This window comes from Streptomyces sp. WMMC1477 (genome assembly GCF_027460245.1).
Classification (GTDB): domain Bacteria; phylum Actinomycetota; class Actinomycetes; order Streptomycetales; family Streptomycetaceae; genus Streptomyces.
Genome location: NZ_JAPZBD010000003.1, coordinates 2,877,301 through 2,900,681, shown reverse-complemented (window position 1 = coordinate 2,900,681; position 23,381 = coordinate 2,877,301). Strand labels below are relative to the sequence as shown.

16 protein-coding genes and 2 tRNA genes are annotated in these 23,381 nt (G+C 74.3%); 10 read left to right on the top strand and 8 right to left on the bottom strand.

The window, feature by feature from the left end; genetic code table 11:
• Positions 1-58: 58 nt before the first annotated feature.
• Entirely contained in the window at positions 59-1,672 is a 1,614-nt protein-coding gene (locus tag O7609_RS13370; RefSeq protein ID WP_269736708.1) for a helix-turn-helix domain-containing protein, read from the bottom strand.
• 168 nt (positions 1,673-1,840) lie between these two features.
• Between O7609_RS13370 and O7609_RS13365 the strand changes: the two genes are divergently transcribed.
• The 6 genes from O7609_RS13365 to lpdA all read left to right on the top strand — a co-directional run bounded on the left by O7609_RS13365 (position 1,841) and on the right by lpdA (position 8,190).
• The gene (locus O7609_RS13365) at positions 1,841-2,476 is read left to right on the top strand and encodes a hypothetical protein (protein WP_269736709.1); all 636 of its coding nucleotides are present in this window, start codon (positions 1,841-1,843) and stop codon (positions 2,474-2,476) included.
• A gap of 171 nt (positions 2,477-2,647) precedes the next feature.
• Entirely contained in the window at positions 2,648-3,931 is a 1,284-nt protein-coding gene (locus O7609_RS13360) for a PucR family transcriptional regulator (RefSeq protein ID WP_269736710.1), read from the top strand.
• Positions 3,932-4,197: 266 nt separating this feature from the next.
• Positions 4,198-4,764, top strand: coding sequence for a TetR/AcrR family transcriptional regulator (locus O7609_RS13355; RefSeq protein ID WP_269736711.1), 567 nt, complete (start codon positions 4,198-4,200; stop codon positions 4,762-4,764).
• A 46-nt stretch (positions 4,765-4,810) separates the two neighbouring features.
• A complete protein-coding gene (locus O7609_RS13350; RefSeq protein ID WP_269736712.1) occupies positions 4,811-6,043 on the top strand; it encodes an FAD-dependent monooxygenase in 1,233 nt (410 codons plus the stop codon).
• A gap of 37 nt (positions 6,044-6,080) precedes the next feature.
• Positions 6,081-6,677, top strand: a complete 597-nt coding sequence (locus O7609_RS13345) for an HhH-GPD-type base excision DNA repair protein (protein ID WP_269736713.1) — start codon at positions 6,081-6,083, stop codon at positions 6,675-6,677.
• 109 nt (positions 6,678-6,786) lie between these two features.
• Positions 6,787-8,190: a dihydrolipoyl dehydrogenase gene (gene lpdA / locus O7609_RS13340; protein WP_269736714.1), complete on the top strand. Its 1,404-nt coding sequence runs from the start codon at positions 6,787-6,789 to the stop codon at positions 8,188-8,190.
• A gap of 53 nt (positions 8,191-8,243) precedes the next feature.
• Here lpdA and O7609_RS13335 read toward each other — a convergent pair whose 3' ends face one another.
• Positions 8,244-8,657, bottom strand: a complete 414-nt coding sequence (locus O7609_RS13335) for a PaaI family thioesterase (RefSeq protein WP_269736715.1) — start codon at positions 8,655-8,657, stop codon at positions 8,244-8,246.
• Positions 8,658-8,798: 141 nt separating this feature from the next.
• On the opposite strand from O7609_RS13335, the gene O7609_RS13330 reads away from it, so the two are divergent.
• Positions 8,799-12,200 (top strand): AfsR/SARP family transcriptional regulator, encoded by a 3,402-nt coding sequence (locus tag O7609_RS13330; protein ID WP_269736716.1) that lies wholly within the window; start codon positions 8,799-8,801, stop codon positions 12,198-12,200.
• A gap of 40 nt (positions 12,201-12,240) precedes the next feature.
• On the opposite strand, the gene O7609_RS13325 is transcribed toward O7609_RS13330, so the two are convergent.
• A complete protein-coding gene (locus O7609_RS13325) occupies positions 12,241-13,092 on the bottom strand; it encodes an extensin family protein (protein WP_269736717.1) in 852 nt (283 codons plus the stop codon).
• Positions 13,093-13,801: 709 nt separating this feature from the next.
• Between O7609_RS13325 and O7609_RS13320 the strand changes: the two genes are divergently transcribed.
• Entirely contained in the window at positions 13,802-14,287 is a 486-nt protein-coding gene (locus tag O7609_RS13320; protein WP_269736718.1) for a hypothetical protein, read from the top strand.
• Positions 14,288-14,423: 136 nt separating this feature from the next.
• Here O7609_RS13320 and O7609_RS13315 read toward each other — a convergent pair whose 3' ends face one another.
• The 4 genes from O7609_RS13315 to O7609_RS13300 all read right to left on the bottom strand — a co-directional run bounded on the left by O7609_RS13315 (position 14,424) and on the right by O7609_RS13300 (position 16,721).
• On the bottom strand, positions 14,424-15,638 hold the full coding sequence (locus O7609_RS13315; RefSeq protein ID WP_269736719.1) for a helix-turn-helix domain-containing protein: 1,215 nt from the start codon (positions 15,636-15,638) through the stop codon (positions 14,424-14,426).
• A 100-nt stretch (positions 15,639-15,738) separates the two neighbouring features.
• The gene (locus tag O7609_RS13310; protein WP_269737277.1) at positions 15,739-16,146 is read right to left on the bottom strand and encodes an NUDIX hydrolase; all 408 of its coding nucleotides are present in this window, start codon (positions 16,144-16,146) and stop codon (positions 15,739-15,741) included.
• Positions 16,147-16,365: 219 nt separating this feature from the next.
• Positions 16,366-16,438 (bottom strand) — tRNA-Arg (locus tag O7609_RS13305).
• A 191-nt stretch (positions 16,439-16,629) separates the two neighbouring features.
• Positions 16,630-16,721 (bottom strand) — tRNA-Ser (locus O7609_RS13300).
• A gap of 257 nt (positions 16,722-16,978) precedes the next feature.
• On the opposite strand from O7609_RS13300, the gene O7609_RS13295 reads away from it, so the two are divergent.
• Positions 16,979-17,380: an SSI family serine proteinase inhibitor gene (locus tag O7609_RS13295; RefSeq protein WP_269743630.1), complete on the top strand. Its 402-nt coding sequence runs from the start codon at positions 16,979-16,981 to the stop codon at positions 17,378-17,380.
• 161 nt (positions 17,381-17,541) lie between these two features.
• Complete coding sequence (locus O7609_RS13290; RefSeq protein ID WP_269743629.1) at positions 17,542-21,561, top strand: PAS domain-containing protein; 4,020 nt, start codon at positions 17,542-17,544, stop codon at positions 21,559-21,561.
• A gap of 93 nt (positions 21,562-21,654) precedes the next feature.
• On the opposite strand, the gene O7609_RS13285 is transcribed toward O7609_RS13290, so the two are convergent.
• Complete coding sequence (locus O7609_RS13285) at positions 21,655-23,319, bottom strand: long-chain fatty acid--CoA ligase (RefSeq protein ID WP_269736722.1); 1,665 nt, start codon at positions 23,317-23,319, stop codon at positions 21,655-21,657.
• Positions 23,320-23,381: the final 62 nt, after the last annotated feature.

Sequence of the window (23,381 nt, the reverse complement as noted above, 5' to 3'; positions counted from 1 at the left end):
GACTCCCCCGCTCTCCGTGGCCGCCCCCGGTTTCGCATCGGTGGAGGTGGAGGCGGCCTCAGCCCTCCAACGGCCCCCAGCCGTTCTCCGGCCAGTAGAAGAGCTCCGGGCGTCCCTCCGCACCGCTCGTGCGGAAGGGGCGCCCGTTGTCGTCGATGCGGAGCGTTCCCGAGCGGCCCCCGGCCGACCACGCCAACTCCAGGTACCAGTCGCAGTCGCACCTGACCGCCGACGCCTCGATCCGCAGCACCTGCGGCTCACCGGCCGAGACCCGGAAGGGCATCCGCTCCGCGGTGAGCACGTGCCCGGTGCCGTCGGTGTCCGTGAGGTAGCCGTCCTCGGGCACGGCCACCGGCCGCCCGGCGTCGAGGTTCACGGTGAAGCGGGCCGGGGTGAGGGCTCCACCGCAGCCGTGCTCCATCGCGTACGACGTCCACGGCAGCGGGGTGCGCCGCTCCACCACCCGGACGTGGAGGTCCTGCAGGACGACGGCCGTGTCGCCCACCCCCTGGACCGTGACCTCCACGTTGGTGCGGCCCGCGTGCACCGCGTCCAGCTCGGTGGCCCAGGCCGGGGCGTCCTGCTCGACGGGCGGCGCCGGCACGTCCTCGGGGGCGGTGGCCCCCGGGTCCACGAGGTACCGGTGATCGCAGTGCGCCTGCCACACGTGGGAGCGGGTGGTGACGGTCAGCGGGGCCGGGGAGCCCGGGCCCTGGGCCGTGCCGCCGTCCTGCCGGCCGCCCCGGTCACCGGTGCCCGAGGGGGAGGGCTCGGGTGCGCCCGAGCCGGCGGCCCCGCCGTCGGAGGGCTCGGTGGAGGCTCCCCGTCCGTCCGGCGCTGCGGCCCCCGACGGCCCGCCGGCACCCTTCCGCCGCGGCTCCGAGCCCGGCTCCGCAGCGGCACCGGGTGCCGCCTGTTCGGCCTCACCCGGCCCCGCCCCGCGTCCAACGGCCACCAGCACCGCCGCCACCAGGACGGCGAGCGCCACCGCCACGGCCACGGGTACGCGACGGCGCCGCAGGGCACCGCGCACCCGCGCGGCACGGGTGACGGAGGCCGTGGCGGGCTGGCCGGCCACGGCAACGTCCCCGGGCACCCCGCCGGGTGCGCCCGCCGGTACGCCGTCGCCCGGCCTGCTGCTCTCCTCGGGCACCGGGTCGTCGGACGGCACGGTCCCGGCGTCCGACGGCGCGGGTTTCGCAAGCGGTGCGGAGCCGGGTCCGGTTCCGGCGGGAGGGGCAGGGCCGGGGGTGGGCGCGGTGTCGTCCGGCCTCGGCACCTCGGGCGCGGGCTCGGTCCGCGTGGACTGCTGCCGGGTGCGCTGCTCCTGCGCCGGCCCCTCCGGTGCGCGCGCCTCCGCCGCGGACTCCCCGGCTGGCGGCTGGTCTCGCGGGGTGGCGGACGCGGCCGTGGCCGCCGTCTTCGCCGCCTCCGCCGCGAGCCAGCGCCGGTGCAACCCGGCCAGTTCGTCCGTCGTCGCCCCGCAGAGCCGCGCCAGCCGCTCCACGGGCGCGTAGTCCCCGGGCACGGCGACGGCGTGGCAGTAGCGGTGCAGGGTGGACGTCCCCAGGTGGCACCGTTTGGCGAGGTAGCCGTAGCTGTGCCCCGACCGCTCCTTCAGCTCACGGAGCAACGCCGCGAACTCCGCCGCCTCCCCCTGCCCTCCGGCCACCGAACACCCCCGTCGACCATTCCGGAACGCTGTCGTTTCCCCTGATGAGAGTACCGGCCGGCGTTCCGCCGTCCCGGATGCGGCGAAGAACGCACGGGCCGGGACGGGAACGGCCCCAGACTGATGCCGGGGCCCCACCGATGACCAGCGAGAACCGAGGAGATCCGGATGAACCGCACGACTCGTTCCACCCGCGTGGCCGGGGCCGTGGCCGTGGCGGGCGCGGCCGCACTGGCCCTCACCACCGTGGGCTCGGCACAGGCGGACCCGACCGGCGTCCGCGTGACGGAGCCGCCGTCCCACCAGGCCGTCTCGTCGGAGCCCTACGAGCTGCTCGACGCCGAGGACATGCCGCCCGCCCCCACTCCCTGGAAGGCCGGGCCCGTCACGGACGGCGCCGGGGGCGAGCGCGCCTGCGTGGCCGATCTCGTCCCCGACGACGGCTCGGTGCACCGCGGCTTCTCCACCGAACTGGACACCGAGGGCGTGCAGATCGTGCACGAGGCGGCGAGCGTCCGTGAGGCCAGGCAGCTCACGGCCGAACTGCGCGCCGCGGTGGCGAACTGCGCCGAGCGGTTCGTCGAGCGGTACCCGGAGGGCGCGTCGTCCGAGCGCGAGCTGGGACACCTGCACGCCGTGCAGATGTCGCTGCCCGAGTCCAGCGTGAACGTCCACCTTCTCGGCGTCGCCCGCAGCGGGACGCGCGTGACCGTCGTGCAGTGGGGGCAGATGGGGACGCTGGACGACGCCCCCGTCCGGGACTTCCGCGAGACGCTGCGCGCGGCCGTGCACGGGCTGCGCTGACCGCCGTCGGCCGGTGGACCCCAGGCAGGAGGGGAGGGGTCCACCGGCCGCCACCGGCCTCCCCTCACGCGTGGTTCCACGGCGTCCCGCGGCGTCCCGGAGTCCGGCACGGGGCCGGACCCCGCTCCTGACCCCTCCCGCCGCGGCGGCACCGCGTGCCACAGTGCTGACGTGACCGATCCCGAGACCGCGGACATCTGCCTGGGCGGGGTGCCCGTACACCGGCATCTCGCGGCGAACGTCCACGACCTCGCCTCGCGGGTCGTGGACGAGCTCATCGGCCGCCTGCCCGCGTACGCGTCGCTGCCGCCCGAGGAACTGCGCACCGAGATCACCCGGATCGCCCACCAGACCATCCACGGCTTCGTCGGCGTCCTGCGCAGCGGCGAGCTGCCCGGCCCCGGGGAGCTCGCGGTGATCCGCGAGTCCGCCGCCCGCCGGGCCGAGGAGGGGCTGCGCCTCGACTCGGTGATCAGCGCCTACCACCTCGGCGCGCAGGTGTGCATGGACAGCGTGGCCCCCCGGGCCAGGCCGCAGGACGTCGAGAGCGTGCTGCGGCTCGGCCGGATGGTGGTCGCGTATCTGCAGCGGGTCACCGCCGCCGGGGTGGGCGGCTACTTCCAGGAGCGTCAGGCGGCCTTCGGGGTCGAGCACGCGGCGCAGCAGGCGCTGCTGGAGGCGCTGCTCGCCGGGGCACCCGCGCAGGAGGCCGCCGACCGGGCCGGCATCCGGCTGCCGGCCCGCTTCCTGGTGCTGAGCCTGGACGTCGGCGCGCACGCGGACGAGCGGACCCCGGGCGTGGACCCGCTGATCGCCGGGCGGCGCAAACTCCGGCGGCTGCGGGTGGAGTTGGAGCGCCATGTCCGGGACGTGGTGCTGTCGGCGCTCTCGGTGGACGGCGGCACGGCCCTGCTGCCCGTGCGCGAGGAGTCACCCGGCGGGACGGCGGACGAGAGGCTCGGGGCCGTGCCCGACGGGGTGCGGGAGTGGGCTGCCGGGGTGCTCGCCCACATGACCCGGGTCTCGGGCGCGGCGATCACGGCGGGCGTCACGGTGACACCGCCGGACGGCGTCCGGGAGGGGGCACGGCTGGCGGCGGAGGTGCGGAAGGTCGCGCAGGCCGCGGGCAGGCCTCCGGGACTGTACCGGCTGTCGGACGTGCTGCTGGAGTACCAGCTCACCCGGCCAGGACCGGCGCTGGCCCAGCTCTCGGCGCTGCTCGCGCCGCTGGCCGGGAAGCCGGAGCTGCTGGCGACGCTGCGGGCGTACCTCTCCGGCGGGATGGACCGGCGCGGGACCGCGGAACGGCTGAGCATCCACCCCAACACCCTCGACTACCGGCTGCGCCGGGTCACCGCGCTGACGGGTCTGGACGCCGCCCGGCCGGCCGACCTGGCCCGGGTGCAGGCGGCCCTCGCGGCCTACGACGCGGACCGGGCGACCCGGTACGGCTGAACCGCCCGCGCGCCCCACTCCCCGTCATCCGCACGGCGCGTCGTCCCCACGTCCCGCCGTCCAGGCGGCGCGTCGTCCACGTGGCCGGGTGCGCTTCACCGTCGCGTAGTGGGCCGTCACGGAGAAGTCGTGTGACGTTCGCCCGCCGCTCCCTTGCCGCGGCGACGGTCGCCGCCTAGCATCTTGGGCAAATGCCCAAGGCGTCCGCCCAAGCCGTCAGGCCGCCGGGGGGCGGGTCCGGGACCGAGGGGAAGGGGAGACGCCGCATGGGCACGACGGGGTCGGTGGAGCAGGGCCGCGAGGTCCGCTCCCGCTTGCTGGCCGCCGCCGCCGAACTGATCGCCGAGCGCGGGTGGACCGGCGTCCGCACGCGTCCGCTCGCCGAGCGGGCGGGCGTCGGGCCCGGGCTCGTCCACTACCACTTCTCCTCTCTCCAGGCGCTGCTGTCGGAAGCGGCCCTGTCCGCACTGCGCGGCCTGGTCGAACGGCTGGGGGTGCTGCTCGACCAGGCCCGCGACGTCGACGAGGGCCTCGACGCCCTGCTCGTCGCCCTCGACCGCTACAGCGGCCGGGACGCGACCTCACTGCTCTGCGGCGAGGCGTACCTCGCCGCCACCCGGGACCCGGAGCTGTGCGAACGGCTCGCCGGGCTGCTGGCCGAGGCCCGGGGACGCTTCGCCCGCTGGCTGGCCGAGAACGGCGCCCCGACCCCCGAGGCCACCGCGGCCGTCCTCGCCGCCGCGATCGACGGCGTCATGCTGCACCGCCCCCTCAACCCCGGGCTGACGTCCGCACACGTCGGGCCCGTCCTGCGCAGGCTCCTGCGCCCCTGACCCACGACACACCCGCGACACCCGCCGGTCACGGGCGAAAGGAACGGTGAGCCGAGTGAGAGCCGTCATCTGCGGAGCGGGCATATCCGGGCTGGCCCTCGCCGGGCGCCTGGAGGCCCACGGCTGGGACGTCGTCGTCCTGGAGAAGGCCACCGCACCGCGCACCCAGGGCTACATGATCGACTTCTTCGGCCCCGGCTACGACGCCGCGGAGGCCACGGGTGTCCTGCCCCGCCTCCACGAACTCGGCTACCGCGTCCAGGAGGCTGCCTATCTCGACGCGAGGGGGCGCCGCCGGGCGGGGATCGACTACGAGCGCTTCGCCCGCACCGTCGACGGACGGCTCCTCAGCATCATGCGCCCCGACCTGGAGAGCGCCCTGCGCGAGCATCTCTCGCCGGGCGTCAGCCTGCGGTACGGCACCGGGCCGGCGGCCGTCGCCCAGCAGGCCGACGGCGTCCGGCTCACCCTCACCGACGGCAGCACCCTCGACGCGGACCTGCTCATCGGCGCCGACGGCGTCCACTCCACCGTCCGTGCCCTCGTCTTCGGGCCCGAGCCCGAGCACCTGCGCTATCTCGGCTTCCACACCGCCGCGTTCCGCTTCACCGACCCGGAACTGCACGCCGAGATCGCCGACCGGATCGCCGTCACCGACACCTGCGGTCGGCAGATGGCCTTCTACGGGCTGCGCGACGGCCGCGTCGCCGTCTTCGCCGTCCACCGCTCCCCCGACCCCGCCCTGCCCGACGACCCGCGCGCGGCCCTGCGCCACACCTACGGGACGCTGGGCTGGGCCGTCCCGCGCGCCCTGGACCGCTGCCCGCCGTCGGCCGAGATCTACTACGACCAGGTCGCGCAGATCGAGACCGCACGCTGGTCCGAGGGCCGTGTCGTCCTCGTCGGCGACGCCTGCCACGCCGTCTCCCTCCTCGCCGGACAGGGCGCGTCCCTGGGCATCGCCGGGGGCTACCTCCTCGCCGAGGAGCTGAGCCGAGCGGGGAGCGTCGAGTCCGCGCTGGCCCGCTACGAGCAGGTGTGGCGCCCCGTCGTCGCCGAGAAGCAGCAGCGTGCCAGGGGCAGCGCCCGCTGGTTCCTGCCCGCCTCGCCGGCCCGGCTCCGGCTGCGTCGGCTGATGGTCAGGGCCGCCGCCCTCCCCGGCGTCGACCGGGCGATCTCCACCAGCCTCGTCGGCAAGCCCATCCGCTTCGTCACCACGTCCGGGGAGCCGCCGTCCGGGGATACGCCGCCCCGGGGGCCGCGCCACGCGCCGCGCTGACGTGCGCGGCGCCGGAGGGTCGGGCGATGATCGGGGGATGGACGTGTCCCTTCACCTCGCCCAGCAGTCCGACGCCGACGCCCTGCTCAGCCGCAGCCCGCTCGCCGCCCTCGTCGGCATGCTCCTCGACCAGCAAGTACCCATGGAGTGGGCGTTCAGCGGACCATGGACGATCGCCCAGCGGCTCGGCGAGGACGACCTCGACCCCCACCGCATCGCCGCCCACGAGCCGGAGTCCTTCGCCGACCTGCTCGCCGCCAAACCCGCCGTGCACCGCTACCCCGGCTCGATGGCGGGACGGGTGCAGAAGCTGTGCCAGTACCTCGTCGAGCACTACGACGGTGACGTCACCGGGATCTGGCGGGACGTCGACAGCGGCAAGGAACTGCTGAAGCGGCTCAACGACCTTCCGGGGTTCGGCAAGCAGAAGGCCCAGATCTTCCTGGCCCTGCTCGGCAAGCAGCTCGGCGTCACCCCCGAGGGGTGGCGGGAGGCGGCCGGCCCGTACGGCGAGGAGGGCGCCTACCGCTCGGCGGCCGACATCACCGGCCCCGAGTCCCTGCAACGGGTGCGCGCCCACAAGCAGGAGATGAAGCAGGCGGCGAAGAAGGCCGCGAGGAAGTCCACGCCGTAGCCCGGAGGGTCCCCTTCCCGGTACCGGCACCGGGGCGGCCGCTCCGGGTCGGGCTCCGAGGGTGCATGATCGGCGTATCCGGCTATCCGCACCGCAGAGAGGACTTCCGATGGAAGAGCGCTTCGACGTCGTCGTGCTCGGCGCAGGGCCCGGCGGCTACGTCGCCGCGATCCGGGCGGCACAGCTCGGCAAGCGCGTAGCCGTCGTGGAGGAGAAGTACTGGGGCGGCGTCTGCCTGAACGTGGGCTGCATCCCCACCAAGGCGCTCCTGCGCAACGCCGAGCTGGCCCACATCGTGACCAAGGAGGCCAAGGCCTACGGCATTCAGGCGTCCGGCCCGATCACGATGGACTACGGGCAGGCGTTCCAGCGCAGCCGCAAGGTCGCGGACGGCCGTGCCAAGGGTGTCCACTTCCTGATGAAGAAGAACGGCATCACCGAGTTCGACGGCCGCGGCGTCTTCGTGGACGCGCACACGCTGCGGGTCGAGCGGCCCGGCGGTGACAGCAGCACGCTCCGGTTCGACCACTGCGTCATCGCCACCGGCGCGACGCCGCGACTGCTGCCCGGCACCCGCCGCAGCGAGCGCGTGGTGACGTACGAGGAGCAGATCCTCACCGAAGAGCTGCCGTCGTCCGTGGTCATCGCGGGCGCCGGGGCGATCGGCGTCGAGTTCGCGTACGTGATGCACCACTACGGTGTGAAGGTCACCGTCGTGGAGTTCCTCGACCGGATGCTGCCGCTGGAGGACGCCGACGTCTCCGCCGAGCTGGCCAAGCAGTACCGCCGCCTCGGCATCGAGGTGATGACGTCGACCCGGGTGGACGCCATCGACGAGTCCGGGCCCCAGGTGCGGGTCACCGTCACGGCGAAGGACGGATCGCAGCAGGTCCTGGACGCCGACAAGGTGCTCCAGGCCATCGGCTTCGCGCCCAACGTCGCCGGCTACGGGCTGGAGAACACCGGGGTCGCCCTGACCGAGCGCGGTGCGATCGAGGTCGACGGGCGCTGCCGCACCTCGCAGCCGCACATCTACGCGATCGGCGACGTGACGGCGAAGCTGATGCTCGCGCACACCGCCGAGGCCATGGGCGTCGTGGCGGCGGAGACCCTCGCGGACGCCGAGACGATGGAACTCGACTACGTGATGATCCCCCGCGCCACCTACTGCCGGCCGCAGGTCGCCAGCTTCGGCTGGACGGAGGAGCAGGCCCGGGAACGGGGCTTCGACGTCAAGGTCGCCACGTTCCCCTTCACCGCGAACGGCAAGGCGCACGGGCTCGGCGAGACGGCCGGCTTCGTCAAGGTCATCTCCGACGGCAGGTACGGCGAGCTGCTCGGCGCGCACCTCATCGGCCCGGACGTCACCGAGCTGCTGCCCGAACTGACGCTGGCCCAGCAGTGGGACCTCACCGTCCACGAGGTGGCCCGCAACGTCCACGCGCACCCGACGCTGGGCGAGGCCGTGAAGGAGGCCGTGCACGGACTCGCGGGACACATGATCAACTTCTGACGCGCGTCTGGCCCGGGGCAGCACGAGCCCCCGGGCCTGACCGGCGCGGTGGGTCAGCCGAGCAGCGCGTACACCGTGGACGCGCGGGCGGCGACCTCCGCCACGCCCTCGGCCGTCATCGCCACGTCCGCGAAGGCCATCCGCCGGCCGAGCTTGGTCACCACCGCCTCGACCAGCACGTCCACCCCCGTCACCGCCCGCTGGAACGACGTCGACTGCTGCACCGTCGTCATCGGGCCGTACTCGCCGCGCGCCACCGAGACGGCGACGACCGTGGCGGTGTCCGCGGCGGCCATGAGCGCCTGCCCCGACAGCCCACCGCCGTCCCGCGCCAACCGCTCGGACCACGGCAGCCGCAGCACGGCCCGGCGCTCCCCCGTGTCCACCACGGTCAGCCCGAGATCGGTCACCCAGGGTGCGAAGTTGTCGGCCAGGACCTTGTTCGCCTCAACGAGTGTCAGCGTCACTGGGGAAGTCTCCGGCCCCCTCCCCCGCCGTTGCAAGAGGCCGACACCTCGTGTTCGCATGGTCGCCGCCCTCCCGGGAAAGCATGCGGAATCGAACACTGCAACGGTGTGGCGGCGTTGGCGCACGGAGGGACGTACCGAGTGCAGTTCGGAATTCTGGGCCAGGTCGAGGCCCGGTGCGGCGGTGTGCGCATCGGGCTGCGGCCGGGCCGTGAACGGTCACTGCTGGCCCTGCTCGTGCTCAACTCAGGCTATCTGCTCACGGCCGACCGCGTCGTGACGCTTCTGTGGGAGCAGCCGCCCGACAGCGCCCGCGCCCAGGTCTACAACCTGGTCAGCGGATTACGCCGGCGGCTGCACAGCGCCGCGTTCGACCGCGACGGCACCGGGGACGTCCTCGTCACGGCCGACGGCGGCTACCGGCTGGAGCCCGGCCGACACCGCACCGACCTCGGCGCCTTCCGGACGGCCGCCGCGCGGGGGCGCGAGGCGATGGAGCGCGGCGCCGGACACCGGGCCGCCGCGCTGCTCTCCCAGGCCCTCGACTGCTGGCGGGGCGAGGCCCTGAGCGGCTGCTCCGCCCCCTTCGCCGCCGCCGCCCGGCAGACCCTGGAGGACGAGCGCTGGCGAGCCGTCGAGGCGCTGCTCGACGTCCACCTGGCCCTGGGCCGCCACGAACGAGTCCTCGCCGAGGTGGGTCCGTGGCTGGAGCAGCAGCCGTACCGGGAGGACCTCTACCGGCGCCAGATGCTCGCCCTCGCCGCCCAGGGCCGCCGGGCCGACGCCCTGGCCTGCTACCGGCGCGCCTACCGACGGCTCGGCGAGGACCTCGGCGTCGAACCCGGCCCCCCGCTGCGGGAGCTGCACGAGCAGATCCTGCGCGGTGCCGTGCCACCGGTCCCTCCGCTGGCGGTGGAGGCGACGGCGGGACGGCACCGCCCACCCCGGGCGAACCGTTCCGCCACCGGACACGCCGCCGGAGAGCAGGAACACGGCGGCCGGGACGACGACGCCGCGCCCGAAGCCCCGCCCGAAGCCACCGCGGCCCGCGCCGAATCGGCGGCCGGACACGGCACCGACCGCCGGACCGGCGGCACGCCCGACGCGGCCACCGACCCGGCGCCTGCCCCCGGCACAGGCGCCACCTCCGGCACGGTCCCCGCTCCCGGCACCGGCGCCGCCCGCGACGCGGTCCCCGCTCCCGGAGCGGTCCCGGCCGCCGCGACGGCCGGGACCAGCCCCACCGTCGCGACCGCGGCCGCCGAAAGCGTTTCCGGGGCGCCCGTCCCGCGCCAGCTTCCCCCGGCCACCGGGGCCCTGTACGGCCGCGACGAGCTCCTCGGCAGGATGCGGGACGCCCTCCGCCACCCCGGAGCCGCCGCCCCCGTGCTCGTCCTCACCGGGCCGGGCGGCGTCGGCAAGACCGCCCTCGCCCTCCACACCGCACACGCCCTCGCCGACCGCTACCCCGGCGGGCAGCTCTACGCCGACCTCCGCGGCTCCCAGCCCGCCCCCGCCGACCCGCTGGAGGTGGCCGCACGCTTCCTCCGCGCCCTCGGCGTCGACGGCCAGGACATTCCCGCCGACGCCGACGGGCGCGTCGCCGAACTCCGCAGCCGGCTCGCCGGGGACCGGGTCCTCCTCGTGCTCGACGACGTCCACGACGAGGCCCAGCTCCGGCCCCTGCAGCCGGCCGGCGCCGGCTGCGCCGTCCTGGCCACCTCCCGCAACCGGCTCACCGCTCTCGCCGCCCGCGCCGACGCCCGCGTCCTCGGCGTCGGCACCCTGGAACCGGCCGACGCCGCCGCCCTCCTCGCCGGGCTGGTCGGTCCCGAGCGGGCCCGCGCCGACCGGCCCGCCACGGCCGACGTCGCACGTCTGTGCGGACACCTGCCGCTCGCCCTGCGCATCGCCGGCGCCCGGCTCGCCGCCCGCCCCGACTGGACCGTCACCGGCTTCCGCGACCGGCTCGCCCAACAGCACCACCGGCTCGACCAACTCGCGGTCGGCGATCTCGACGTCCGCGCCGGCATCGCCCTCAGCTACCGCTCCCTCGCGCCCGAACTGCGCACGGCCCTGCGCCGGCTGGCGCTGCTCGACGCGCACAGCGTCCCCGGGTGGGTCGTCGGCGTCCTCACCAGGCGGTCCGCGCCCTGGCTTCAGGACCAGCTCGTCGAGCGCAACCTGCTGGAGGCCCTCGGGCCCGACCAGGCAGGCCAGCCGCGTTACCAACTTCACGCCCTCGTACGCGACTTCGCCCACGAGCGCACCCTCGCCGAAGACACCCGGGCGGAGCGGGACGCGGCACTCGCCCGCGTCCTGCGCGGCTGGCTCGCCCTCGCCTCCGAGGCCGCCGGACGGCTCGGCCACGGCGGCGTCCTCGACCCCGTCGCCCCCGCCGACGAGGCACCCGCCGAAGCCGCCGACGTCGTCCGGCGACACCCCGAACGCTGGTTCGCCGCCGAACAGGCCAACCTGTTGAACGCCGCCCTCCTCGCCTGCCGTCTGCGGCTCCCCGAACTCGCCAGCGACCTCGCCCTCCAGCTCAACAGCTACCTCGTCATCCGCTTCTACGAAGCGGAACGGGAGGCCGTCGTCCGCGCCGCCATCGCCAGCTGGGGCCAGCGCCCCACCACCGACCGCCGCCTCTCCCGCCTCTACTTCGCGCTGTGCTGGGCCATGTACCAGCAGGACCGCTACAGCGAGCTGGCCCCCGCCGCCGCCCGCGGCCTCCAGGTCGCCCGCGACCTCGGCGACCCCGAGGTCATCGCCGACGCCGCCTGGCAGATGGGCCGCGCCACCGCCCTGTGCGGACGGCTCGACGAAGCCGCCGAACACTACCTGCGCACCATCCGCGACGCCGAACGCCTAGGCCTGTCCGCACGCGCCCACGTCTACGCCCTCACCGGCCTCGCCAACGTCCTCGCCGACCTCGGCGACGCCCCCGCCGCCGTCCGGGCCTACCAGCGCGCCCTCGACCTCCACTCCGCCGCCGACCGCACCCGCGTCGTCATGCACCTGCGCTGCGCCGAAGCGCTCGCCGACGACGGCCGGGGCGGCCGGGCCCTCGACCTGCTCGCCGACGCCCACACCATCGTCTCCGGCATCGGCGACGAGGTCGGGGCCGCGCACGTCGAGCGCGTCCGGGCGCTCGTCGACCTCCTCCACGGCGCGTGGCCACGCGCCACCGCCCGGCTCCGCACCACCCTGCACACCCTCCGCGACCACCGCGACACCTCCGGCGAGGCCGGCGCCCTGCGCAGCCTCGGCGACGCCGCCATCGGCTCCGGACACTGGGCCGACGCCCACCGCCACCTCCGCGCCGCCCTCGCCCTCTACGCACGCATGGGCCTGCCCGTCGAGCTCGCCCGCACCGAGGCCCGGCTCACCGTCACCCTGCGCCACGCCGACCAGCCCGCCCCCGCCGAGCGCCACGCCGACGCCTGCCGCGCCCTCCTGCGGCGCCACGCCCTCGCCCCGGCCTGCCTCCGGCTCCCCGCCCACGTCCGCCGGCTCGTGCGCCCGGCGGACGTGGACCCCTGAGCGCCGGCCCAGGGCGCGGGCCCCGGGCGCCGCGGTGCGCTCAGAACGCGTCGTCGCGGAAACCGTGCCGGGCCACCCGTGCCAGCATCGTGCGCCACGCGTCGAGCTCCGTGTGCGGGTTGCCGGAGATGTTGAGCCGGTTCTTCGCCGTCGAGAAGGCACCGTTCGTCTTCGGACCCCAGATGCCGTCCACCGCCAGGCCCGAGCCCATGAAGTTGTTGCACATGGCCTGGACGAACTTCGTGTCGCTGGACGAGCCCTTCTGGCACAGCGTGGGCAGTCCGCCGAAGTCCGCGTGGATGTGGTCCGCGTGCGCCGAGTTGTACCAGCCGTCCAGCACGTACCGGAACCGGCGACGGCACGTCGCGTCCACCGCCAGGTAGCGGCGGCGCAGCGTCCGGTTGCTGGACGAGTGGTGGCGGTCCAGCGGCGAGCAGCGCCGTCCACCCGCCCACCGCACGTGGTCCAGGTCCATCGCCGTACCGGCCCCGTGCTGGCCCGACTTGTTCACGTAGAACCCGGCCGAGACGAGGAAGCTCACGTTGCCGAAGCCCCCGTCCTCCGAGAGCCGCCGCAGGTCGCGGATCCACACCACGAGCCGGTCGTAGAAGTCGTACGTGCAGCGCCAGTCACGCAGCACCGTGTTCCCTCTGTTGGACCGCCAGTAGTACACCGGCGTCCCGTCTATCTTGCTGAACGTGCGCAGCGCGAGCGCCGACACCGTCTGGCCCGACGCCTGCATCTCCCTCGGCAGCGGCTGCACCGTCGGGTCCTCGGCAGCCCACGCCCGTCCACCCGCGGCCCCCGTGACGAGCGCACCGGCCGCCGCCGCGCCCACGCCTCCGAGGAACAGCCGGCGGTCGAGCCCCTTCGGCTCTACGTCTTCGTGCATGGTCATCGCTCCTCCGCAGTCGTGCCGGACCCGGGCGCCCGGCACCTGGTGACTGCGATGGTTCGCGCCCCGCCTACGACGGATCTCACTTCGCCCTAACGCACCAGGGGTTGACACACGCCACACCCGTGAGCGCGCACGGGCGAGGCCCCGCTCCGGCGAACCGGAGCGGGGCCTCGCCCTCCCCCGAACCTCCTGATGCGCGGTCAGCCCCGCGCCCCGTCAGGAGACACCCCCGACGTACCGGGAACGCCCCGCCCCCTCGGCACACGCCCGCATCCCGGACGGCGTTCCCTCAGCGATCCCCCGCCAGCGTCCGGCGGCCCGAGCTCGCAGTTGCGCGCCCCCGGAGCAGCGGCCTCCCCTACAGACCCGCTGCCGGCGAGAACCACTGTTCTCCCGACGACGATAGAGCCGCGCTCCCCCACCGCATAAGGCACGTTCCAGCCATCCGAGAACTCGAATTCTCGTCTCCCAGCCCCGCCCACCACCCGCACACCCAGGCCGAAGCACCCAGCCCCGACGGACGTCCCTTGGCTAGATCCATGGGCAGCCGACAACCAGCCGGAGGGGGCGACACCGGACAGGCTCGCCACTTGGCGTGCTCCCTGCCGTGCCCCGTCCGCCCCCTGAGTGCGCTCTCGCGGACGCGCTCCGCCCACCGCACGGTTTGAGGTGGAGTCTGGCCAACACGAGCAGGGGGCAGCTCATGGGTTCAAGCAGCGAGTGGGCGAACGAGACCTTCGGTGAACTTGCCTGTGAACTGGCCGACATCATTCCTGCCTGCCTCTCACGCGCGCACGACCGCGCTCGGAACTGCCATGAGTCGATCGGCACGCAGACGCTCGAGGCATACGGAAACGGCCTGTACGCCGCGCAGTACGAGGAGCTGGCCCGAGGTCTCGCCCCCTACGGTGAACCGCTCTCCCTGCGTGGCCGCATCATCATGATGGTGAAGGGCAACCTGCTCTACCCCTTGCGCTACTCCAAACAGGACGTACCGGTGACGACCGCCCGTCTCCGCAGCTCCTACGGGCTCCGCGCGGAGTTGATCAGGGAGTATGGCCCCACACCCATGCACCAGGAACTCGACCTCGCACCAGACGACGGGCAGCGGCGGCGCTCGCGGGTTCCCGTGGCAGGCACGTGGTGTAGCCGGGATGCCCCGTCGGATGGACCAGGGCACTCGCCGTAGGGTGCGACATGTCGGTCTGCTCTCTCAGATCGGCCAAGCCCCGGGGCCGTCCGCACGCTCGCCGGGGCGCTCGCCGTTTATGTAAGCGAGCGATGCCAGAGAGCAACCAGGGATGCAATGTCCCACTTTCGCGCCGCTATTCGGCAACCCCCAGGAACTCCGCCAACGTGCTCAGCCCCGGTGGATGGTTCGGGAGGGCCCACAGATCGCGCACGATCGCCACGGCCAACGTGTGGTGCCGCATCCACGTGGGTGCCACGCGGCGCAGCGACTCGAGCGTCTTCACGGCCCCGGCTGCGTCGCCCACGTCGGTATGCGCCCGTGCCACGTCCAACAGCAGCCACGTACGCCAGGACTGCGGGGTGTCCTTGCTCAACCGCATGCCCTTGGCGAGGGCCAGGGCCTCGTACGGGTGCCCGTACTGCACGGCCAGCCGGACACGCTCGATGCGCACGGACGACGGGCTGAAGACGCTCACCATGCGGTTGTCACCGCTTTCGGGCAGCTCGGAGACGCGGGCGGTCTCCTTCTCGGCCGTCTTCATCATTGCGGCCGCACGCTCGTAGTCCCCGCCGCGCGCGGCCGACGTGGCAGCGCTCATCGTGAGAGCACCCCTCACCTTCAGACCGTCCGCCGTCTCGGTGCGGCTTTCGTTCTCCATGTCGTCGGCGGCCCGCAAGGCGATGTTCAGGGCGTCCTCCAGCCGCCCTTGCCGCTGGTAAGTCCACGCGGTCGAGTTGACGACCATCGGGACGAGCAGCGGATCGGAAGACAGCCTTGCCGCCTCTACGGCCCGCTCCAAACTGATGAGGGCCAGGTCCGTCTTGCCCATGCGCACCGCGACATGCCCGCCCAGTTGCAGGACTTTCGCCAGGGCCGCGAACCCAGCCGCGCTGTCCTCGTCGTCCTGCGAGGCCGTTGCGCTGCGGGCTTCGGCGATCAGGCCGGGCAGGGCCTTCATCAGCGCCTCGAACTCGGCCGCGTGGTATCGCGACCACCCGTCCGCGATCTGCTCGCGCAGGGTGGTGATCGAGAAGCCGGGGCCCGGCCGCCGTGGCCGGGGTGCCCAGAGCGCGGGCATGATGGCCCGCCGCACCGCCACGCATCGCGGCCCGTCGCTCTCTCCGGTGGCGGCCACCGCCGGCGGGGCTCCGAGCAGCGTGGTCAGCTCCACGCCGAGGCCGTTCGCGACGGCGTGCAGCGTGGGGAGACGGGCGGAGTGTTTCCGCTGCTGTTCGAGCTGGCGGATCACGTCAACGGAGACGTCGGAACGCTCGGCCAGTTCCTCTTGCGTGAGGGCGGCGAGGCACCGCAGACGGCGCAGAGTCCGCCCGAGATGTTCGTTGGCCACGCAGCCATGCTGCCACGCGGTCATGCGGCTCCCAGCGGAGCAACGACTTCCGCCGCACCGGGCGTTGTGGGCGGCGGGAGCGGGCAGACGCGGGTGCGTGCTAGACGAGCCTGGTCCCGTCGTGGGCGCGGACGGCGGGCGGTGACGCCACGTCGAAGGCGTCGAGGACGCGGATCGCGTACGCCTCGTCGGCCAGCTCGGAGACCTCCTCGCGCGTGGCCCAGCGCAGGGCCTCGGTCTCGTCGCCGGTGGTCGGCTGACCGTCGATGGCCTCGCAGCGGAAGACCAAGGAGACAACCAGAGCCTTCATGTTCTTGTAGACGCCGGTGAGGGTGGCTGGAAGGGCCATCTTGACACCGGTCTCCTCGAACACCTCGCGCCGGAGGGCGTCGGGGAGGGTCTCACCGGCTTCGACGACGCCGCCGGGCGGCTCCCAGTGGCCGTTGTCGCGTCGCTTGACGAGCAGGGCACGGCCGTGGTCGTCAAGGATCACCCCGGCGACGCTCACGGAGTGGGGGCGCTCGGCGGTGCTCACGTCCGGCGGCTCTCGTTCTCTCGGCTGACCAGGCTCACTCACCGTAGCAACGGGCTCGCGGCCCTCCGTCGATGCTCAGCCGTTCCCGGCACACGTCCCTGCCGCCGACCTCGGCGTTCCCTCGTCGCCCGTGCCGCGGCACCGCACGACGAAGCCCCGTCCCGGTGATCGGGACGGGGCTTCGTCATCGTGCGCGCTCGGCAGGATTCGAACCTGCAACCTTCTGATCCGTAGTCAGATGCTCTATCCGTTAAGCTACGAGCGCTTGGCTTCCCGGCTGTTTTCGGCCGGTCGGCGTTTGCGGGGACAACATTACATGACCTGCGGCGTCAGGCGAAATCCGTTCCCCGGAGGGTGCCTGAGCTGGGAAAACGTGGTTCCCCGGGGGGCGTGGAGCAGGTACGCGAAAGCCCCCGCCGACGAGGGGCAGGGGCTTTGGTGATCTTGACGATCGAGCGGAGGCTGAGGGATTTGAACCCTCGATCAGGGGGTTACCCCGAAACCGCATTAGCAGTGCGGCGCCATAGACCAGACTAGGCGAAGCCTCCCCACACACCGCGACCAGCGGGTGTGCGCAAGATGATGGCACAGCTTGGGCGGCTGCGGCCAATCGCCGTCAGCCTACCCGGCGGGTGGGGCGGTGGGCAAAGGGCTTGGCGGGCGGGGTGAGGGGCGTGGCGTCGACCGTTCGGGTGGCGGTGGGCCGAGTTGCGGGACACGGGACGAGGTGGAGCGTTAGGAGGGTGGAGCCGGGTCTTCGCCCTTCGCTCAGGGAGTCGTGATGTTGCGCCGTACCGCTGTTGTCGTGGGTCTTGCCGCTGTGCTCGCCGGGACGGGTGGGGCTGCGGTGGCGTGTCCGCCCCCGTGGCCGGGGCTCGTGGAGGATCGGCTGACGATCACCTACCACGAGGGGAAGACGGCCGCGGTGGAGCGCTTCGTCCTGGAGTGCCACCCGTCGGGCGGTGATCACCCGCGGGCGGCGGAGGCCTGCGCAACGCTGGACCAGGCGACGCGCAACCGGGCGGCGAGTCCGTTCACGCCGGTGGAGCGGGACGCGATCTGCACGTTCATCTACGGCGGCCCGCAGACGGCGCGGATCACGGGCACGTGGGACGGTCGCGAGATCGACGCCGAGTTCGACCGGACGAACGGCTGCGAGATCGCGCGATGGGACCGGCTGACGCCGGCGTTGCCCGAGGTGCGGTGAGCCTTTTCGCCGCCTTTTGCCCGGACTTGTGCGATTGACGTTTGTGGGATGCCACAGCGTCTGCGGTGACCGTGGCGTGTGCAACTTCGGCCCGTAGACTCCCTGAGGTGACACGCCCAGACTGACCGGGCCCCCACGTGCACACAGGGAGGAACGCCGACGTGAGCAGCAGGCCGTCCCGAGGCGCTGCTCGCCTCGCCGCCATACTCGACGCGCTGCCCGACGCACTGCTTCTGGTCAACGCCAACGGCACCGTGGTGAACGCCAACAGCATCGCCCTGGAGACCTTCGAGGCCCCGGGAACCGCGCTGATCGGACGCGGGCTGCTCGACCTGCTGCCCGCCTTCGACTCCAAGCGCATACCGGGATCGATGCGGCGGCCCGAAGAGCAGGTGGAGGGGCGGCAGCCGCCGACGCGCATGGTGGCACGCCGTACCGACGGCAGTGAGTTCCCCGTCGAGGTCACGAGCGCGAACCTGGCGGACGGCCGGACGCCGTACGAGTCGGCGTTCGAAGCCGCGTACGCCGACCACGGGAACACCTACACCGGCGACGAGCTGCTCATGCTGGTGGTGCGGGACCTCACCGGCACCCTGGACACCGAGGCGGAGCTCGCCCGGCAGCAGCGCCAGACGGAGATGATCCTGCGCGCGGCGGCCGAGGGCGTCGTGGGGACGGATGTGGAGGGGCGGGTCGTGCTCGTCAATCCGGCCGCCGCTTCACTCCTCGGGTACCGGGCGAGCGACCTCGGCGGGCAGGAGCTGCACCCGCTGGTGCACCACTCGCGGGCGGACGGCTCGCCGTTGCCGTACGAGGAGACGCCGCTGGCCGACACGCTCCGGTCGGGGCGCAAGCACCGGGTGCGCAACCAGGTGCTGTGGACGAAGGACCGGCGCCCAGTGCCGGTGGACCTGACGACGGCACCGGTGCGGGACGGCGACCAGCTCGTGGGAGCCGTGCTCACGTTCACGGACCGCTCGCCGTTCGACGCGCTGGAGGCGCGGCACGAGCAGCTCCGGGCGGTGCTCGGCGACGGGTTGCGCGGGCCGTTGGAGGAGCTGCGGCGGGAGCTGAGCGGTCTCACGGCCGACCCGGCCGGGCAGCTGTGGCCCGAGGCGAACCAGGTGCTGCACTACCTGTCGGCCGGCTACGCGCGCATGACGACACTGTTGGACAACGTCGTGGCCTTCCAGGAGCTGGAAGCGGGCCGGGAGAAGCTCGCGCCGGAACAGGTCGCGCTGGACTCGGTCGTGTCGGCCGGGGTGGAGGGCGCGGTTGAGCTGATCGGGCCGGGGCGGGTCCAGTTCGCGGTCCACGCGCCGCCCATCCAGGCGGTCGTGGACCCGCGGCGGCTGAGCCTGGCGATCGCGCACCTCGTCGCGGACGTCGCCGGGGTGGACTCGACGGGGAACGCCGTCGGGGGCGGTACGGGCGGTGCGACGGTCGTCGTGGCGGCGGCCAAGCGCGGCAAGGGCCCCGACGCGGTGATCCGCATCGAGGTGCGCGGCCCCTACCCCGGGGGCAGCCCGGTCCACCAGCCGGTGGTGCGGGGCGTGGTCGCCCGGCACGGAGGTGTGCTCCAGACGCACGAGCTACCGGGCGACGGCGTGAACGGCAGCGCGTTCGTGCTGGAGGTCCCGGTCGGTGACGTCGACGAGAGCCTTGCCCCGGCGGCCGCCGAACCGCCCCGGACGCAGCCGGAACCGGCGCAGGCCCCGCCGGAACCGGCGCAGGCCCCGCCGGAACCGGCGCAGGCCCCGCCGGAACCGGCGCAGGCCCCGCCGGAACCGGCGCAGGCCCCGCCGGAACCGGCGCAGGCCCCGCCGGAACCGGGGCAGCCCCAGCCGGAGCCGGGGGCCGGGCCCGCCGCCGGGCCGGACGGTGCCGTTCCGCCGACGCCGACAGGGCGCAGGGCGCGGCGTGCCCTCCGCCCTCCCACGGAGGAACCCTCGGACGGGGTGGGCCAGGGGATGGCCGGTGCCGGGGCGGCGGGCGCGGTTGGCCCGGGCCCCGGAGACACGGACGCACCCGGGCCCGCCGCACCGGGCGGCACCGGTGCACCCGGTGAGGCAGCGGCCGGGCTCATTCCGGAGCAGGCGACGCCCGCCGGCGTGCGCCCGGGTACGGGTCGACGCGGCCGGCGGGCCCGCCCGGAGCCGGAGGAGAGCACTCCGGTGGGGCAGCCGGGCGCCGAGGGTGCCCGGACGGGCCCGGGACCAGACGCAGGCCCGGGACCAGGCACGGGCCCGGGACCAGGCGCAGGTGCAGGTGCAGGCGCTGACGCGGGCGCAGGCCCCGAGGCGGGCTTCGGCACGGACCCCGACGCCGGTGCTGAACCGCAGCGGCGTGCCGCCTTCGCCCTGCCGCCCGCAGCCGCGGACCAAGCCCCCATGGAGCAAGCCGCCGCGGGCCACCCGGCCGTCGCGGGCCGGCCCGCGACGCCGCCCGTCGCCGACCGGCCTACGGGACGGCGCCGGAAGCCGAGCCCGCCCGAGGAGGCGCCCCCTCCGGCCGAGCACTCCGGTACGCCCGGGCACGGGAGCCCGGCCCACGGGAGCCCCGCGCCCGGCGCACCCTTTCCCGGGACGCCCGGAGAGGGCACGCCGGTACCGGGCACGCCCACGCACGGCGCCCCCGCCTCCGGTGCCCCTGTGCAGGCCAGCCCCCGCCACGGCACGCCCGCCCACGGCACGCCCGGCCACGACGGCCCCGCGCACGGCGCCGTCCCCGGTACCCCCGGCGCCGGGGACGGGCAGGGCGGGACGCCCGCGTCGTCCGGCATGGCCGCGCTGGAGCCCGCCCGCCAGGACCCCCGCGCCGCGCACCCCGTGGTGGCGAGCAGCCCGATACTGGGCGGGGCGGCCCCGGCCCACGCCGAGCGGTCGGCACCGCACAGGCCCTCCCTGCCCGCCGGGAACACCCAGGCGGAAGACACCTCGGGCTCGGGCATCAGCGTCCGCACCCTCGGGCAGGGCGTGCCGTTCGCCCGACCCGCCGTGGACGAGCCCGCCGCCGAAGCCCCCGCACCACCAGGCGCCACCGCCCCACCGGGTGTCCCCGCGCCGCAGGCGTCCGGCGCCCAGGGCTCCGCCACGGAGGCGGCCGCCTCACCGCACACGCCCGCCGCCGGAACCGGCAGGCGCCGCAAGCTGGCCGCACCGCCGCCCGAGGGCGAACGGGCCTCGTCCGCGACGCCGCCCCAGGGTGTCCCGCACCGGCGCACCCCCGCCGCCCCCGAGAGCAACAACCTTCCGGCGCCCACACGTCCCCATGCCTCGGCCCCGGCCGCCCCGCACCAGGCAGCCGCGCACCCGGCCGCCCGGGAGTTCGCCGTCCGTGCGCCCGAGGCCGGTGCCGACGAGGGGCCCGAGCCGCTGGACGGCCCGAACGGCGCCGTGGAGGTCCGCAGCGCCGCCTCCGGCACGCCGCCGCGGCCCATCGACGTCGACGACGAACTGCCGCCGGAGCCGCTGGACAACCCGCGCCGTCTGCTCGTCTGGCCCGAGCCCGACGTCTCCACGCAGCAGGCACTGAGCGAACGCGGCTACCGTCCGGTGATCGTCCACTCGCGCGACGAGGTGGACGCCCAGATGGCGGCCTACCCGGCGGCCCTCTTCGTCGACCCGCTCACCGGGCCCATCACCCGGACCGCCCTGCAGTCCCTGCGTCAGGCCGCCGTGGCCGCCGAGGTGCCCGTCCTCGTCACGGCGGGTCTGGGGCAGGCCAGCCGGGAGGCCGCGTACGGTGCCGACCCGGCCGTGCTGCTCAAGGCGCTCGCCCCGCGGGACAGCGAGCAGCACCCGCCACGCGTGCTGCTGGTCGAGGAGCAGCCGGCCATCGCGGAGGCCTTCAAGGCGACGCTGGAGCGGCGCGGCATGCAGGTCACGCATGCGCCGAGCGACAGCGAGGCGGCGGCGATGGCGGGCCAGGTCCGACCGAACCTCGTCGTCATGGACCTGCGCCAGGTCCGCCGCCGGCGGGCGGGCGTCCTCGACTGGCTGCGGGTCAACGGGCAGCTGAACCGCACCCCGTTCGTCGTCTACACCTCCGCCCCGATGGACCCGTCCGAGCTGGAGCTGCTGGCCACCGGCGAGACGGTGCTCTTCCTCGCCGAGCGCTCGACCAGCCCCGACGTACAGAACCGGATCGTGGACCTGCTGGCCAAGATCGGCGCCAACTGACCCCGGACGGGCCCATGGGCCTGACCCCGGGCCCGCCGCCGGGCCGGACGGTGCCGGGCGCCACCCGGCGCCGTCCTCGGCCCCATGGCGCGTCTACACCGTCGTGACGTCCAGCTCGCCCTCGGCGTGCCGCTTCCTCAGCAGCTTCTTGTCGAACTTGCCGACCGACGTCTTCGGGACCTCCTGGATCACCGTCCAGCGCTCCGGAAGCTGCCAGCTCGCCACGTGCTCGCCGAGGAACGCGCGCAGGGCGGCGAAGTCCGCCGTCGCGCCCTCCCGCAGGACGACCGTGGCCAGCGGCCGCTCCCCCCACTTCTCGTCCGGCACGGCCACGACGCACGCCTCGGCGACGTCGGGGTGGGACATCAGGTGCCCCTCCAGCTCGACGGACGAGATCCACTCGCCACCGGACTTGATCACGTCCTTGGCACGGTCGGTGAGCGTCAGGAAGCCGTCCGGGGAGATGGTGCCGACGTCGCCGGTGCGCAGCCAGCCGTCGGGGCTGAACTTGTCCTCGGGACGCAGCGGTTGGTCGCTGAGCGCGCCACCGTAGTAGGCGGCGGCGATCCACGGCCCGCGCACCTCCAGCTCGCCCGTGCTCTCGCCGTCCCAGGGCGCGAAGGTCCCGTCCGGCGCCGCCAGCCGAGCCTCGACGGACGCGGGCAGCCGACCCTGCGTGAGCCGGTACGCCCAGCTCTCGTCCTCGCCCACGCCGGCGGGGACGCGCGCGACGGTGCCGAGCGGCGACGTCTCCGTCATGCCCCAGGCGTGGATCAGCGTGACGCCGTGCCGCTCCTCGAAGGCCCGCATCAGGCTCGGCGGACAGGCGGAACCGCCGATGACGACTCTGCTCAGGGAGGAGACGTCGCGCGGGTTGGCCTCCAGCTCGGCCAGCAGGCCCTGCCAGATGGTCGGCACCGCGCCGGACACCGTCGGACGGACGGTGGCGATCATCTCCGCGATCGGGGCCGGCTGAAGGAAGCGGTCGGACATCAGCATCGACGCACCGGCCATGAACGCGGCGTGCGGCAGCCCCCAGGCGTTCACGTGGAACATCGGGACCACCGGCATGACGATGTCGTTACCCGTGAGAGCGAAGGCCTCGGCCGAGTTGACCTGCATCGCGTGCAGGTAGACGGAACGGTGGCTGAACAGCACGCCCTTGGGGTCCCCGGTCGTGCCGGAGGTGTAGCAGAGTGCGGCCGCTTGCCGCTCGTCGACGTCCGGCCACTCGTACGTCGTCGGACGGCCGCCGATCAGCTCCTCGTACTCGTGTACCCGCACACCGGCGCCCGCTGCGGCCTCGGTCAGGGCCGCCCGGTCGCCCGCTCCGGAGACGACGACGTGCTCGACGCTCTTGAGCTGCGGCAGCAGCGGCACGAGCAGCGGCAGCAGCGTTCCGTTGACGATGACGACACGGTCCGCAGCGTGGTTGACGACCCAGGCCAGCTGGGCCGGAGGCAGCCGCAGGTTCAGCGTGTGCAGGACGGCGCCCATGGAGGGAACCGCGAGGTACGCCTCGACGTGGTCCGCGTTGTTCCAGCAAAGAGTCCCGACCCGTTCGTCACCGGTGACGCCGAGCTCGTCCCGCAGACCGTGGGCGAGCTGCGCGGACCGCGCGCCGATCTCGGCGAACGAACGCCGCTGCGGCTCGCCCTCCCCCGTCCAGGTGATGACCTCGGCCTTCCCGTGGACGGTCCGGCCGTGCTCCAGGATCCGTGCGACCTGAAGGGGTACGTCTTGCATCGTGCTCAGCATGGGCCTGCCTCCCGAGACCAGCTACGTGCGGGTAACGCGCTGATTCTGGGCCCCGCTAGACC